Annotated in this window: 18 protein-coding genes; 13 read left to right on the top strand and 5 right to left on the bottom strand. The window is 44.9% G+C overall.

The window, feature by feature from the left end; translation table 11 throughout:
• Nucleotides 1-3 precede the first annotated feature (3 nt).
• Genes recQ through ACTNBR_RS01225 form a run of 3 tightly spaced genes read left to right on the top strand, consistent with a single transcriptional unit; the run spans nt 4 to nt 3,000 of the window.
• Complete coding sequence (recQ, locus tag ACTNBR_RS01235) at nt 4-1,842, top strand: DNA helicase RecQ (RefSeq protein ID WP_441016738.1); 1,839 nt, start codon at nt 4-6, stop codon at nt 1,840-1,842.
• A gap of 13 nt (nt 1,843-1,855) precedes the next feature.
• Entirely contained in the window at nt 1,856-2,407 is a 552-nt protein-coding gene (locus tag ACTNBR_RS01230) for a M48 family metallopeptidase (RefSeq protein WP_441016735.1), read from the top strand.
• Nucleotides 2,408-2,421: 14 nt separating this feature from the next.
• Nucleotides 2,422-3,000: a DJ-1/PfpI family protein gene (locus ACTNBR_RS01225; RefSeq protein ID WP_441016732.1), complete on the top strand. Its 579-nt coding sequence runs from the start codon at nt 2,422-2,424 to the stop codon at nt 2,998-3,000.
• Nucleotides 3,001-3,309: 309 nt separating this feature from the next.
• Here the strand turns inward: ACTNBR_RS01225 and ACTNBR_RS01220 are convergent, their stop codons facing one another.
• Complete coding sequence (locus tag ACTNBR_RS01220; RefSeq protein ID WP_441016729.1) at nt 3,310-3,879, bottom strand: peptidylprolyl isomerase; 570 nt, start codon at nt 3,877-3,879, stop codon at nt 3,310-3,312.
• A 207-nt stretch (nt 3,880-4,086) separates the two neighbouring features.
• On the opposite strand from ACTNBR_RS01220, the gene ACTNBR_RS01215 reads away from it, so the two are divergent.
• The 3 genes from ACTNBR_RS01215 to ACTNBR_RS01205 are packed head-to-tail and all read left to right on the top strand — an operon-like array spanning nt 4,087 to nt 5,145.
• Nucleotides 4,087-4,443: a hypothetical protein gene (locus ACTNBR_RS01215; protein ID WP_427819901.1), complete on the top strand. Its 357-nt coding sequence runs from the start codon at nt 4,087-4,089 to the stop codon at nt 4,441-4,443.
• 25 nt (nt 4,444-4,468) lie between these two features.
• Nucleotides 4,469-4,852 (top strand): hypothetical protein, encoded by a 384-nt coding sequence (locus tag ACTNBR_RS01210; protein ID WP_427807258.1) that lies wholly within the window; start codon nt 4,469-4,471, stop codon nt 4,850-4,852.
• Between the two features lie 56 nt (nt 4,853-4,908).
• Entirely contained in the window at nt 4,909-5,145 is a 237-nt protein-coding gene (locus ACTNBR_RS01205) for a Beta-galactosidase C-terminal domain (RefSeq protein WP_441016726.1), read from the top strand.
• Between the two features lie 61 nt (nt 5,146-5,206).
• On the opposite strand, the gene ACTNBR_RS01200 is transcribed toward ACTNBR_RS01205, so the two are convergent.
• Nucleotides 5,207-5,572, bottom strand: a complete 366-nt coding sequence (locus ACTNBR_RS01200) for a VOC family protein (RefSeq protein WP_427807260.1) — start codon at nt 5,570-5,572, stop codon at nt 5,207-5,209.
• Between the two features lie 60 nt (nt 5,573-5,632).
• Nucleotides 5,633-6,328, bottom strand: coding sequence for an MBL fold metallo-hydrolase (locus ACTNBR_RS01195; protein WP_441016724.1), 696 nt, complete (start codon nt 6,326-6,328; stop codon nt 5,633-5,635).
• A 367-nt stretch (nt 6,329-6,695) separates the two neighbouring features.
• Between ACTNBR_RS01195 and ACTNBR_RS01190 the strand changes: the two genes are divergently transcribed.
• The 7 genes from ACTNBR_RS01190 to ACTNBR_RS01160 all read left to right on the top strand — a co-directional run bounded on the left by ACTNBR_RS01190 (nt 6,696) and on the right by ACTNBR_RS01160 (nt 13,593).
• Nucleotides 6,696-7,457, top strand: coding sequence for an SseB family protein (locus ACTNBR_RS01190; RefSeq protein WP_427807262.1), 762 nt, complete (start codon nt 6,696-6,698; stop codon nt 7,455-7,457).
• 122 nt (nt 7,458-7,579) lie between these two features.
• Nucleotides 7,580-7,729, top strand: a complete 150-nt coding sequence (locus ACTNBR_RS01185) for a hypothetical protein (RefSeq protein WP_441016721.1) — start codon at nt 7,580-7,582, stop codon at nt 7,727-7,729.
• A complete protein-coding gene (locus ACTNBR_RS01180) occupies nt 7,708-8,016 on the top strand; it encodes an RpiB/LacA/LacB family sugar-phosphate isomerase (RefSeq protein WP_441016858.1) in 309 nt (102 codons plus the stop codon). Before ACTNBR_RS01185 ends, ACTNBR_RS01180 begins: the two co-directional genes overlap by 22 nt.
• A gap of 297 nt (nt 8,017-8,313) precedes the next feature.
• Nucleotides 8,314-9,018 (top strand): site-2 protease family protein, encoded by a 705-nt coding sequence (locus ACTNBR_RS01175; protein ID WP_427807264.1) that lies wholly within the window; start codon nt 8,314-8,316, stop codon nt 9,016-9,018.
• A gap of 20 nt (nt 9,019-9,038) precedes the next feature.
• Nucleotides 9,039-9,986 carry an AAA family ATPase gene (locus ACTNBR_RS01170; RefSeq protein WP_427807265.1) on the top strand — a complete coding sequence of 316 codons (948 nt, stop codon included), beginning with the start codon at nt 9,039-9,041 and terminating at the stop codon, nt 9,984-9,986.
• A gap of 33 nt (nt 9,987-10,019) precedes the next feature.
• A complete protein-coding gene (locus ACTNBR_RS01165; RefSeq protein ID WP_441016718.1) occupies nt 10,020-11,192 on the top strand; it encodes a DUF58 domain-containing protein in 1,173 nt (390 codons plus the stop codon).
• A 22-nt stretch (nt 11,193-11,214) separates the two neighbouring features.
• The gene (locus ACTNBR_RS01160; RefSeq protein ID WP_441016715.1) at nt 11,215-13,593 is read left to right on the top strand and encodes a transglutaminase-like domain-containing protein; all 2,379 of its coding nucleotides are present in this window, start codon (nt 11,215-11,217) and stop codon (nt 13,591-13,593) included.
• Nucleotides 13,594-13,635: 42 nt separating this feature from the next.
• Here ACTNBR_RS01160 and ACTNBR_RS01155 read toward each other — a convergent pair whose 3' ends face one another.
• Entirely contained in the window at nt 13,636-14,787 is a 1,152-nt protein-coding gene (locus ACTNBR_RS01155) for a DUF4317 domain-containing protein (RefSeq protein ID WP_441016712.1), read from the bottom strand.
• Nucleotides 14,780-15,005 (bottom strand): hypothetical protein (locus tag ACTNBR_RS01150; protein ID WP_441016709.1); only part of this gene is annotated, 226 nt, incomplete at its 5' end. The genes ACTNBR_RS01150 and ACTNBR_RS01155, both read right to left, overlap by 8 nt.

The following is a 15,005-nucleotide window of genomic DNA, read 5'->3' as shown; positions in this document are numbered from 1 at the left end:
AAAATGACAAAAACAGAAGAAAAAAATCAGATTTTAAAACAATATTTTGGATATGAAGATTTCCGCCCCGGACAGGAGAAGCTGATCGACAGCATCCTGTCCGGGCGGGATGTGCTCGGAATCCTTCCAACCGGAGCAGGAAAATCACTTTGCTTCCAGATTCCGGCACTTATTATGGAAGGAATCACTCTTGTAATCTCGCCGCTGATCTCACTTATGAAGGATCAGGTGGCATCTCTTAATCAAGTCGGAATTCATGCAGCATTCCTCAACAGTTCCCTTACATATGGACAATATCAAAAAGCACTCGCGTTTGCGGCAGAAGGACGATATAAGATTATCTATGTAGCACCGGAAAGGCTGGAGACTGCAGAGTTTTTAAGTTTTGCACTGCATGCAAAGATTTCAATGGTGGCTGTGGATGAAGCACACTGCGTATCCCAGTGGGGACAGGATTTCAGGCCCAGTTATCTTAAGATCACCGATTTTGTGGACAAGCTTCCGGTGCGCCCGGTCATCAGTGCATTTACCGCTACTGCGACGAAAGAAGTCCGTGAGGATATGATCGATATTCTGATGCTGAGGGATCCGGTACTGGTGACAACAGGTTACGACCGGCCGAATCTTTATCTCGGGGTACAGACACCAAAGGATAAATACACTGCCCTGAAACAATTTGTGGAAATGCATCCGGGACAGTGCGGGATCATTTACTGTCTGACCAGAAAGCTGGTGGAGGAAGTGTGTGTCCGCCTGGAGGACGACGGATTTTCGGTGACCCGTTATCATGCGGGACTTTCCGATAAGGAAAGACGTGAGAATCAGGACGATTTTATCTATGACCGGAAGCAGATCATTGTTGCGACCAATGCATTTGGTATGGGCATCGATAAATCCAACGTCCGTTATGTCGTGCATTATAATATGCCGAAAAATCTGGAATCCTATTATCAGGAAGTCGGACGATGTGCGCGGGATGGAGAGCCCGGAGAATGCATATTATTTTACAGCGGGCAGGATGTGGTTACCAATCAGCGGTTTATTGAATACAATCAGGATAATGAAGAACTGGATGATTTTACACGGGAGATTGTGATGGAGCGCGACCGTGAAAGACTGAAGAAAATGACGTATTACTGTTTTACAAATGAATGCCTGCGGGATTACATCCTCCGTTATTTCGGCGAGTACGGGGCGAATTACTGTGGGAATTGTTCAAGCTGCCTGAGTCAGTTTGAAACGGTCGACGTGACCGAAGAGGCGGAAAAGATTACAGAATGCGTGAAGACAAGCAGACAGAGGTATGGAATCAATGTGATTCTGGATACCGTACACGGTGCGAACACCGCAAAGATCAGACAATATAAAATGGATAAAAATCCATGTTACGGGACTCTGGCGAAAGTACCGGCGTGGCGGCTCCGTCAGATTTTCAATCATTTATTATTGGAAGAGTATCTGACGACAACGAATGACGAATATATGCTGGTGAAGCTGACTGAAAAATCCGATTCCCTACTTGAAGGTAAAGTTTCGGTCTCCATGAAAATGGCGAAGGAACAGGAGAAAACGGAAAAGACTGCGGTGAAAAAGAAGAAAAAAACGGCTGGGGTACTGCTTTCAAATGAACAGGAGGCACTCTTTGAAAAGCTGCGTCAGCTCAGGATGGAGATCGCAAAAGAAGAAAAAGTTCCGCCATATATTGTGTTCTCGGATAAGACCCTGGTACATATGTGCCAGGTGAGGCCGGAAAATAAAGCGCAGATGCTTAAGGTAAGTGGTGTCGGGGAGTTTAAGTATCAGAAGTATGGGGAAAGATTTCTGGAAGTGATATTGAATTAAAGGGAAGAGGATAATGTACATCACGTATGAGATAATTAAGTCTTCAAGGAAAACAATAGCAGTGGAAGTGCGCCAGGACGGTTCTGTCCTGGTACGCGCTCCGCGGAATTGTCCACAGTCCAGAATTGACACATTTCTAAAAGAGAAACAAGCATGGGTTCTTGCCAAAGTGGAGGAACAGAAGGAGAAAGAAGCGGATTCGATGAAAATCCAGCCGCTCAGTGAAGCGGAGCAAAGATTGTATAGAGATAAAGCGAGAGAAATTTTTGAACAGAAGGTTTCCTATTATGCCCAAATGATGGGTGTCAGTTACGGAAGAATTGCGATTCGCGACCAGAAAACCAGATGGGGAAGCTGCAGTGGTGAGGGGAATCTGAACTTCAATTGGAGGCTGATATTTGCCCCGGCGGGAGTGCTGGATTATGTAGTGGTGCATGAGCTCGCTCATCGGAAGGAAATGAATCATTCCCCACGTTTCTGGAGGGTTGTGGAAGATACCATGCCGGAATACAGGAAGTATCAGAAGTGGCTGAAGGAGAATGGGAGAGGACTTCACAGGTATTAAAAAAGGACTAAAAAATGGGAAAAGTATTATTGTTCATATTCGACAACATGACAGACTACGAAATAACATTTATTGCTCATCTGTTAAAAGCAGATGCAGGAAAAGAAGTGATAACCATATATTATGAAGACAAATTGGTCAAAGGTACTTCTGGTTTGCTGTACAAGCCGGATAAATTAGTGGCAGATGTTCTTAATGATGACGTAGAGGGGCTGATCATCTGTGGAGGATGGTTTGGAGTAATTCGGGAAGAATTGATAGAATTAATACGAAAACTGGATTCTCAAAATAAACTGCTTGCCGGAATCTGTGGAGCGGGAACATTTTTTCTGGCATCAGCCGGAGTCTTAGATAAGGTATCCTATACTACACCGGTTACAAATTGGACTAAAAAACATATAGAGATATTTGGCAGTAAGGATCCTTTTCCGAGAGAGAATTATATAGAGAAGAGAGTTGTTGTCGATAAAAATGTGATAACTGCCCTGGGAACGGCATTCATTGACTTTGCAGTTGAAATCTGCAGCTGGTTACAGTTGTTTGAGTCAGAAAAAGAGAAAGAATGTTTTATACAATTGTATACTGGATTGTAACAAGAAATGGGGGAAATCCAATCACTTGCCTACTTCTTCGACTGCACAGATCAAAAAGCCTCAGCGTAGCTCACTACGCCTACGTTTTTTTCTGTACATTCGAAAAAGTATTCTTCGTGATTGATCCAGTTATTTATCGGACGCTATACTAGTACACCGAATAATAAGTAACTGACACCTTGACTTGTCTGATTTTTCATCTGCAGCGTGGTCGTCAATCGACGTAGCCACCGCTACGCCTCATTCCTCCGCCTTGCATATGAAACAATCATCCTGCGTCAATGTATCAGATACTTATTTTTCGGTGTACTAGCAATCGTACCCCCATCTTAAGATTTCCGGCTTCGGATATTCCACACCAAAAGTTTCAATCTCGATTTTCTTAATAAATTCATCTGTAATAGGCTGCTTGATTACAATATCAGGCCCTTCTGAATGTTCGGTAATGTCACGAAGAGGAACATTTTCAATACGTTCTATTTCCTTAAACCCATCGATAACCCGTCCGAAAGCAGCAAATTTGCCTTGGAGTCTTTCCTTGACATCGTCGGATAATGTAATAAAGAATCCGCAACCATGCGCTTCTTTGCTTGCGTCACCGGCCATGCCCAGAACTCCTTTTCCAAATTGAATTGGATTGTTAAATCCATTAGAAGCAAACTCCCCGTTAAGTACCAGATCGCAGTCAGGTTCTTTTGAAAAATCATAAGTTGACTGAATGACAAAGCCCGGAACAACACGAGAAAGGAGTCGATTAGTGTACATACCCTGCGTTATGCACCATATAAAACTATTTACAGTGTTTGGCGCGTATTCGGGATAGAGTTCGGCGGTAATAATTCCCTGATTCGTATATATTTTTGCAATTGGATGTTTCATCAGAGTCACCTCGTTCATTTATTCTGATCTTATTATACTACAGAACCCCAAATAATGAAAAATAAAAAAAGACTTTATTGAGAGTAAATGGTATTATGATAAAAGTGGATAAAATCCGGAAAGGGAAAAAGCATAGTGGGATAAAGTCATTGAATGTGGCTAATAACTCTTTTGAAGGAATCTTTAGCATAAAGGAGTGAATTTCGAATGTTTCAAACGAAGAAAAAGAAGATTATCAACTATCTTAATGAGAAAAATACGGCGAATGCTGAGCTCTCACCGTTTGATCTTTTATTATCTGATTATATTAGTGGTGAACTAAAAATCAGAATGGAAGAAATGGATATTGTAAAACCAGACATATATATTGATTGGCTTCCGGATTATAAATGTATAGGGATTCAGGGGAAGTATAAGCAATATTATGTGGATTTACAGGTTGAGCCAACAGAGATTTCGATTGGATGTGATCCGGATGAACCGGATGAGCACACTGTATTTCCTTTAGAAAGCAGAGATCAGATGTATAAAGCAGTAAAAGATATACTGGTTTATTTGAAGTAATGATTTTGAATGGAAGAGGCTTGTTATGAAGAAATACACAATTGGTTTGATTATAATGCTATTGGCATTGCTATCGTTAATAGGCTGCGGCAGAGACGAGAAGACAGATTATAGCGAGTATACTTTTTTCACCGATATTGATTGGTGTCGGGAGACAGAGATTGATGTAGAGCATATCTGTTTTTCTTCGGATGGCAGTTTCAGTTATTATTATGGATGTGGGAATCCTGCGAATGATTCTGATTTATGTGAGGGTTATACATATGATGATGAAACCAGAACGATTACACTGAAATATCCGAAACCAAATGAGTCGATCGTTACTACAATCAGAATAAAGGATTATGATGAAAATAGTATTGAGTTGGATTTTGAAGGGGATATAAGGATTTTTACAAAAGAGAATTAGGCAGAAACTGGGGAACAAATTCAGTGTTCTTTATGGACGGAGGTATGAGAGAATGAATGAACTTCTTTTTGGAGCAGAAAGTGGATTTGCCGGAATATGCTTATCCGATTATTGTACGAAAGGGAACGAATGATTTCGGTAAAAAAGTCAAATATTTCTTAAACTACTCCGCTGAAGCAAGGAAGGTGCCATATACTTATGAAGATGGCGTGGAATTGTTATCCGGAAGACGGATTGAAGCACAGGAAATGCTGGAGATTCCGGCATGGGGTGTTAAGATTATTGAGGGATAGCCTCTTCTGATATATATAATAGTGTACACGGAATCGATTCCGTGTACGCTAATCTTATAGTCTATTTCTTGCGTGGAACGATCTCCAGCCAGTATCCGTCCGGATCGGCGATAAAGTAGATTCCCATGGCAGGATTTTCAAAGCAGATGCAGCCCATTTCTTCATGCAGTTTATGGGCAGCTTCGTAGTCATCTGTTCGAAAAGCAAGGTGGAATTCACATTCACCGAGATCGTACGGCTGCGGATGATCCTGAAGCCACGTCAGCTCCAGCTCAAAATCGCTCTCGTCATTTCCCAGATATGCAATGACGAAATCTTCACCGTTCACACGGCGTTTTTCTTTGAGTCCCAGTGCTTTCTCATAAAATGCAAGGGATTTGTCCAGATCTGTTACATTGTAATTCTCATGATACATTTGAAATTTCATAATGGTCCTCTTTTCCGCGTGGAAGCGCATGGTTGGTAGTAGTATAAATGGGGATGCCGATCATTTAGCATCTGTGGGTTCTGTCAGCAGGATCCGATTCTGGTACTGCGGATATTCTGTAAGAAAACGTGTTATGATCTCAGGCTGCTCCCAGTAATGCATGGGATAAATGCGGTCGCAGGATATTTTCTTCAGAAAATACAGCATACCCCGGGCATAATCGTTCTCCTGTCTTGGATCCAGAACAACGAAGGCAGCAGTCAGCTTTGTGCCGTCAAGATCCTGAGCCAGTGTATCGATTTCCTTCCGGTAACTTCCGGTCATCTGCCTGTTGTAGGAGTCGGATTCTTCTTCCCATACCCAGTCGTTCAGATCACCTGCGTGGTAGAAGCATTCTTCCTTGTCGCGAATGAGAAATGCCACTCCTTTATCCGTAGAAAGAAAGGTTGACAGTGTCTGTCCCTGTGGCAGGCTGTAGGTGCGGCGGGACGAAACAGATAGGAGAGGGATGTCCTTGGGGACCGTTCTCCCTGAAATGTCACGCGACAAAACGGCATGAATCTGTTCCATTCCCATGTCCTTCAGTAAAGAGAATACGGAAGGATGATAATGATCTGCGTGTTTGTGGCTGGCCAGTACCAGAATGGGTTTCTGCGGATCCAGTTCCGGGAGTTCTCCCTTAAAATAATCAAACAGATAATAGCAGCTTTCGGTTTCTGCCAGAAAACAACTGTGGTGAATATAGGTCACTTTCATAAGCATTTTCCTTTCTGTCGGATTTTGGTCTTCCGGTTTATTTATAGTAACTGTTCAGAGCCAACCTCGAAAACACTTCGTGTTTCCTCAGTGTGGCGTATCCGCCAAATAGATTTGTACAAAAAAGTGCTCATGAATGCAAGCATTCAACGCCCTTTTTTGACAAATCTGCTTGGCTCTGAACAGTTACATTTTACAATATAGAGAGGCTTTTTACAAGAAGGTGTACATTGCTATTTCTATGGGGGATTGGTATAATACGAAGAGAAACATTCCATTGGAGGAACAGATCAGGAAAGCACTCTGATCAAAAGAGCAGGTCAGACAGAAAATAAGAGAGGGCAAGTGCCCGGAAAGGCAGATAATTATGGAAAACAGCAGAGTAAAAGATCAGAAAGTACTTCAGACGGTCCGCAGTCAGAAGGAGATGTATGTCATTTTTTCGGAATGTACGAAAATGCCGTATGTTGTGTGCGACCCGGAAACATATGACGATGAAATTCTTATTTATTTCAATGTAGATGAATGCAAAAACAAAGTAAGACAACTTATGAATGAAAAAATTCCGGTAAAAATCGTTAAAATCGAAAATCGGAGTTTCCTCGAGTTTTATGTCAGCCTTTATCCGATGGGGGTAAATGAGATCGTATATGATCTGGGATTGCCGAAAGAGATAAGAATACAGCTGGCGGATCTGGTGACCAGGAAGAACGACGGGAAGATGCCGAACGGACAGGAACGAATCGAAAATTCCGAATTTCAACTGACGGCACTTTACTATATGCAGGAGGCGCGGAGACTTCCGCAGGAAAAGGTTCTGGAAAGTGAAGAACTGCGCGAACTGAGCGAAGAGATGATGGCACATTTCCAGAAAGGAAAGTATTTTGTTGTATCTAAAGAAGGAAAAGAGATGGTGATTCTCAAACAGAAAGATGGAAAAGTATTTCAGCCGATCTTTACAGACGTGCAGGAGCTTGGAAAATTCCTGAGTGTACACCGTAAGGAGAAGCTGCAGACCGGAATCGTAGAAGCGGGAAAACTGATTGAAATACTGGTGCCGGGAGCCGAGGGCGTAGCGGTGAATCCTTTTGGTATAAATCTTCAGATGAAAATGCAAAAGAAACAATAATAAAAGAAAACGAAAGTAAAAATAAAAAAATAAAAAATAATCAAAAAAGGACTTATAATTTTCACAAAAGTATTGTATAATGGATACGATATCAAAATACAACTCAAATGGAGGGTAAAACAATGAAAATTGCAATCGGCTGTGATCCAAATGCAACAGAGTACAAAACAATCTTAACACCGTTCATCGAAAGTCTCGGACATGAATGTGTAGATTTCGGAAGTGATGATCCGATTTATGCAGATACTGAATCCGTCTGGCTGAGGCTGTAGCTGCAGGGGAGTGTGAACGGGGAATTCTCATCTGCGGAACGGGTATCGGTGTATGTATCGCTGCAAATAAAGTAAAAGGAGCATATGCAGCACTAGTGAATAATGTATATCAGGCACAGAGAGCCCAGCTTAGTAACAATGCAAACATCATCACGATGGGCGCACAGGTTACCGGAATTGAACTTGCAAAATGTCTGGTTAAAGAGTACTTAAGTGTATCTTATGATCCGAATTCACGTTCTGCCCCGAAAGTAGCAAGAATTACAGAGTACGAGAATGAAAAATAAGAAAAATAAGAGATAATAATCAGAGAATACCGTCGTAAAAGATAAGCATCGAGCGAAGCAGAAAACTTTTCCGGCGGTATTTTCATTGCCATGCATATGCCAAAGCTGTCCAGTGGACCATTTTTTAATTGCCATGCATATGTCAAAGATGTCCAGTGGATCTTTTTTAATTGCCATGCATATGTCAAAAAGGTCCAGTGGACCTTTTTTAATTAAAAGTTTACAATCCTGTTATTGAATATCTGGGGCGCAGGTTCTATAATGTGCATATTAGAGTATAGAAATGGAGATTTTTTTATGTTTTTTAGCGCTTATGGAATGATTGTGAAAGCAATTTATACTTTTTTTCAAACATTGATCTATGTAGTGCCTGCACTCCTGATTGCAATTTCCATGCATGAATTCGCACATGGATATATGTCTTATCTTCTTGGGGATCCGACACCGAAGATGGACGGAAGGCTGACACTGAATCCGTTCCGTCATCTGGATGTATGGGGAACCTTGTGCCTGCTGGTCTTTCATGTCGGATGGGCAAAGCCGATCCGGGTCAATACACGGAATTATAAAAATAAACGAAGAGATATGATTCTGGTGGCAGCAGCGGGGCCTCTGATGAATTTTATTCTGGCGTTTCTGTTCATGCTGCTTTACGGTCTGATCTACAAATTCGGAACCAGCGGAGTGCTCTTGAATTATCTATATGTGTTGAGTTATTATGGGGCACAGCTGAATGTGGGACTTGGGGTATTCAACCTGATTCCGGTGCCGCCGCTTGACGGGGCAAATATTCTGGCAGAGATCGTGCCTGCGGTTAACAGATTTTACAGCCGTTTCCGGCAATATGGATGGCTGATTCTGCTGCTTCTTCTCGGAACAAGAGTGCTGTATGTTCCGATGGAAGCGCTGATGAGTGCGATACTGAGTGTGCTGAAGAATGTGGTATGGTTCATACTGCGGATCGGCGTTGTTGTGGGAAGCGGCGGAGGAACCGTTTTATAGTGGACTAAGGGGGAGTGAAGATGGGGGAATTACAGAATCATGCAGTGGAGATCATCCGCGAAGTCAAGAAAGCTGTTGTCGGAAAGGATGATGTGATCGAGCAGATCATGACTGCGATCATAGGAGGCGGCCACATTCTGATCGAGGATATGCCGGGGGTCGGGAAAACGACGATGGCACTGGCATTTTCCAAAGCGATGGGAATTCAGGAAAAGAGAGTACAGTTTACGCCGGATGTGATGCCGGCGGATCTGACCGGTTTTTCCATGTATCAAAAGGAAACTGGAAGATTTGTTTACCAGCCGGGAGCTGTGATGTGCAATCTTTTTCTGGCGGATGAGATCAACCGTACTTCTCCGAAGACGCAGTCAGCGCTTCTGGAAGTTATGGAGGAAGGATGTGTGACGGTGGACGGTGTGACGCGAAGCACCGGAAGGCCGTTCGTAGTTATTGCGACCGAGAATCCGGAGGGGTCGGCGGGGACACAGCTTCTGCCGGAATCGCAGCTGGACCGCTTTATGATCTGTATCCGGATGGGGTATCCGACGGTAGAGGAAGAGGTCGAGATTCTAAAGCGCCGTCAGATGGGCAACCCGGTGAATGAAGTGCAGAATGTGACGGGAGCGGAGCAGATCCTCTGGATGCAGGAAGAGGCATCTCAGGTGTTTATCCACGATTCCGTGTTTGAATATATCGCCAATCTTGCAAAGGCAACCAGAGAACATGAGCTTCTGACTGCCGGACTCAGCCCGAGAGGAACAGTGGCACTGGCGGCGATGGGGAGGGCAAGAGCATGGCTGAAAGGGAGAAATTATGTTCTGCCGGGAGATATCCAAACGGTATTTGGAAGCGTTGCGCTTCACCGGATCCGCCTGAATACCAAAGCGAAAGTGGGACATGCAAGGCCTGAGGAGATCCTGGAGCAGGTCTTAATGCAGGTGAAGGAACCGAATGTAAGGAAGAGATAATGTTTCGATAAAAGCGGGGAGCATGGGGAGACTATGATCAAACGTGTATGTATTTATATGGCGGCGGTATTGCTGACATTATACTGTTTTTTCCTGTATGAGGACGAAATCGTGGCCGCCATGCTGGTGGCCGAATTGATCTATTTTCCGCTGGCGTTCGGGTATCTTATGCTGCAGAAGGGGAAGATCCGTGTCGTTTTGGAAGATATTATACCCATTGCGGAAAAGAATCAGGAAATTCCGGTAAGGGTGATTGTGAGAAATGCTTCACACAGGTTCGCGGCGCGGTATCGCATAGAATTGTCTGTGGAAAATGAATTCACCGGGGAAGTTCTCCGGCATGGAGTGAGCGGGACGGTGAAGGCGGGGCAGGAAGAGAAGCAAGTTATTCTGCTGCGCTCGTCCAGATGTGGAAATCTGATCATCAGGCTGGAAAAGTGCTGGCTGTATGACAGCCTGGGAATATTGAGGACAGCTTTGTTAAACGGGAGAAAAGCTGCGTTTCGGCGACGCCGGGAGATGGCGGTACAGCGGCAGTCGGTGGGAATTCTTCCCGATTGCCATCTGATTCCGGTGGAGGTGACGAGACGCACACGGGAATTTCCCGCGGATGCAGATGAGTACTCGGAGCGGGAGAGCGGAGACGATCCGTCAGAGACGTATCAGATCCGAGCGTACAGGGAGCAGGATTCGATTCATGATATTCACTGGAAACTGTCGGCAAAAGCCGATGAGCTTCTGGTCAAGGAACATGGAAGACCGCTTGGCTGTGTGGTCTTGCTCTGGCTGAATCTGGAAAAGAAACCCGGGCAAAGGAGAACGCGCCGGAACAAAGACTCCAGAAAAGAGAAACGGATCGCCTCTGGGGTTCTGGAGACGGCAGCTTCCATTTCGTTCTCCCTGTTAGAAGCAGAGTGCGTGCATATGGTGGCATGGTATGAGAAGGCCAATCAGAGAATCTGTAAAAAGAGGATCAGCCGGATGGAACATGTTTATGAGCTGATGAACCGGCTGATTTTTGTGGAGGAATACGATAATGCAGATGAAGTGGAGGCTTTGTATGAAGAAGCCTTCTGCGGAGAACTGTTCAGTACGAATGCGGAATTATGTTCAGACGGTACGTTGCTGATACATGGGGAGAAAAGGTGCGTTGTTCCGTTAGACGAGGAAAAGATCGCATGGGAAGAGATGTATCTGATTGTATAGTTCTGGTTCATGAGGGGACAAGATGAATGGATTAGAGATTATTGACCGTTCAAATAGAGAACAGACAGCAGGATATGCGGTAAAAGAAGCGGCAGCAATGTACGGAATGCTGGTGCTGGTTTTTGCCGCATATTTTTCTGTCTTTGAGGTCCATAACCCGATCGCGGCACTTTTTCTTCTGCCTTTACCGGCAGCAGGAATCGCAGTCTGGGCGGGGAGATGGGGGAGAAGGAAATGGATCCCGATTCTGACAGTGGCTGCTTCGGCAATGCTTGTGCTAACGCCCTGGAATTTCTTAAATGGGATTTCTGTTTTGGCTAATGCCTATATCCGGCTGAATAATGAGTTCTATGGGGTGAGCCAGCCGCTTCTTAAGGTGAATGAGATTTCGGCAGATATTCTGGCAGCTCTGTTTGGAATCCAGATTATTCTGGCTCTTCTTCTGCAACTGGCGGGTAAGTGTAAGCATGGGGCACGAGGGAATGTTCTGGTGCTGCTGGTAATCGTTCTGCCGGTGGCAATGGCCGCCACGGTCGGGAAAATGCCTTCGACAGCCGCTTCCTGGTGTCTGCTTGGCGGAACGCTCTTTTACATGAGATGGAAAATATGCAAATGTGTGCCACTAAGAGAAGCAGCCGGAATCCTTATGATGCTGGGCGTTCTGTTTGGGTGTACGCAGGCATGCATGCCGTATATCCGGACATATAAACTGGAGCATGAGGATCGCCTGATTGAGATCTATGACAGACTGACCCAGATGCAGCAGATCGATATGCAGGGGATTCTGGAAGCCCGTTTTGGCAAAGAGGGATCTTACTCGGGAGGAGGGATCGGAAAAGGAAATCTGGAACATCTGAGTGAATTCAAGCCCACCGGCGAGAAAGCACTGGAAGTCATAGTGACGGAAAAACCCAGGGAAACACTGTATCTAAGAGCATATACCGGGGTGAACTATACCGGAAGGGCATGGGAGAAAGAGACGGTTTTGGCGTTCCGGCAAGGCGTGCCGTCCATTTTCGGAGAGTCCGGCCGCAGAGCACTGATGAATGAACCATTTACAAGGATCAGTGACGGGGCGGCCGGTTTGGAACAACAGAAGATCCGGATCCGCAGAGAAGGAGCTTCCTCTGATTTTTCTTATATACCGTATTTTGCGAAAGTGAATCAGGATGGCAAAATCTATCTGGATGCCTGGGTGAAAGGACGATGGACGAAGGATCAGGAGTATAGTTACTTTTCGGCGGCAGAGGTCAAGAACATCTCATCGGGAGAGCTTGCCAAAGAGTCGGATATCTGGAATGAATACAGGACATTTGTTAAGGAAGAGTACAGTACGGCTCCGGACGGACTGAATCAATTGAAAGCATTAACCCGTTCGATGGATCAAGGAAATGTGGAACAGGTGTCAAATGAGATCAACCGGCTTTTTGAAGATACACTGGGACTTCGTTATAGTAAGACACCGGGAGAGGTTCCGGAAGGTGAAGAATTTACGGAATACTTTTTGACAGAGAACCGGAAAGGATTCTGTGTCCATTTTGCGTCAGCCTCAGCGCTTATCTACAGGATGTGTGGCTATTCATCACGGTTTGTGGAAGGATATGCAGTCCCTTCCAATGAATTTGTACGATTAGATGACGGAACGTACCGTGCTGTGGTGACGGATGATATGGCACATGCATGGTGTGAGACGTTTGATGAGAAGACCGGCTGGGTGGTGAGGGAACACACGCCGTCGTATATGGAAGAGACTGATGCGGCAGGTACTCCTGATGACCGGGAAGACGAAACACCGGATATTGTGGAACATGAAGAAGCGGATCACACAGCTCAGGCAGAGGAAGAAGATCTGACGACACAACCGGAGACGGAAGAAAATAAAGGGGGAAATGTGGCAGATCAGAAGACGGATGACGGGGGAAAGACTGATAACGGAGAAAGAGAAAATAAGCCGGGGATTATTCAGACAATCGGAAAGATAACGGCAGTTGTCGCAGCAACGACGTTGGGAGTGATCATTCTGGTGCTGTGCATTTTCATGGTATTTGGAGGTCTTGTAAGGCAAAAACGATATGCCGGTTTCCGAAGGCGAAAAGAAAATCGGGGAATTGCCAACCTGTACCAGGCCATATATGAAATCTGTCTGTTTGACGGGATGAAGCCCGATCCGCAAAATGAGAGGATGACTCTGGAGAGGATGAAAGCACATTTTTCCCAGCTTTCCGGGGAAGAGTGGGAATGGATGTATCTGTGCGCGGAAAGAGCTGCGTTCTCTGGTGAACAGATCGATAAAGAGGAACAGAAGCAGATGTTCCGGTTGTACCGGAAATTCCGGAGGGAATACTTGAAGATGCTGAATCGAAAAAAGCGATTCTGGTTCTTATATGGGAAAGGATTTTAGTAAGAACAATACCGGGTCGGCAGAGCGCCGCCCGGTATTGTTCTATTCTTTTGATGGCTCTGTTTTGGTCGTTGCGGTTCTGGCACTGATGCCGTTGATCTCAACACGGTCGTCGACTGCGATGACCAGGCATTTTCGGCCGTCGATGATGCGGGTCTCGACCAGATCGGCGCATTCCGGGTTCACTTGAATGGTGATGTCCGGTGTCTTGATCTCGAATTTCTTCGTGTTCGCTACATTTGCGGCAAGAAGAGAAGTGTTTTCACCGGCGGCAGCATCAAAGTGTTCGTCGAATGTTTCCAGTTTTGCTTCTTCCACGCCGCTTTTGGCGAGCAGATATTTCACCTCGGCTTTATCGAGTTCAAGCGGTTCCGGATTTTCTGCGTTCTGTTCGATCAGTTCATTCAGGTTCTCATGGATATTCTTGACTACTTCATATTCGCAGTCATCGCCAAGCGTTTCCTCGATCAGAGCTTTGAAAGTTTCTTTCTGGCTTCCGGCTGTGAGCGGAGGTACGCAGCCGAGCAGGACGTCGGTAAGGCCGTTGGAAAGGTTCTCTGCATTTTTGGAATAATACAGAAGACTGTGGATATCGGTGCTGCGGTCGTTAAATGCCGGGAATAAGAATCCGGCATCCGGCATTTCCACGATCCAGTCGCGGATCCTCTCATGAAAACTGTTTTCATCGGCGTGATAGCTGAGAGCCGGTTTGGAGAGTTTGACCGGACAAAAGCAGCAGAGGATGTAGTCAAAGACCTCATCCGATGCATCGAACATCTCTGTTCCGTCCGAAGCTTTTCCGGGAATATCATATACGGCATGAATCAGCAGAATCAGGTAGTTTTCCGGGAAATCATAGGAATCAATCACCCGGTTGTAGAATTCCGTGAGAAGGTCATCGTCGGTAAGACGGCTGTTACGCAGTTTCAGGAGAAATTCCTGTGTGCCGCCTTCGGATTCTGTCTCAAGCGGGAATTCCATGTTTAACAGGTTCTTTCCGATAGTTCCGGAGAGGCTTTTGCGGAAAATATCAAAATATTTAAACATTTCCTCCTCGGGAAGGGAAAGGAATGCTTCTTTCAGTTCCGTTTTTTTCTCTTTTTCCCCGTCTACATAACATCCGCAGATCCGGGTGATCGCGCAGTTATGTGGGGTGAATTGTTTCTTGATTTCAGTCACTTCTTTTTTATTCATATGTAGATTTCTCCTTTGTCAAAAGAATTTTGTCAGCGTGATTAATAGTATAGCGCAAATCGGGTAGATAGACAAATATAAAATATTTGTAACTATTCAGCACCCCATTAGAGTACATTGATTTTTGGGCAAAACGGAGAAAATAAAATTTCTGTTTTGCCATGGCTTTATTGCGAAAAGTGGATAACTTTTCAATGCAACTGCCAAGTGCTTTTTGC

The organism is Bariatricus sp. HCP28S3_F11, from assembly GCF_052065395.1.
In the GTDB taxonomy this organism is placed as follows: domain Bacteria; phylum Bacillota; class Clostridia; order Lachnospirales; family Lachnospiraceae; genus Allocoprococcus.
This window is presented reverse-complemented; position numbering and strand designations above follow the sequence as displayed.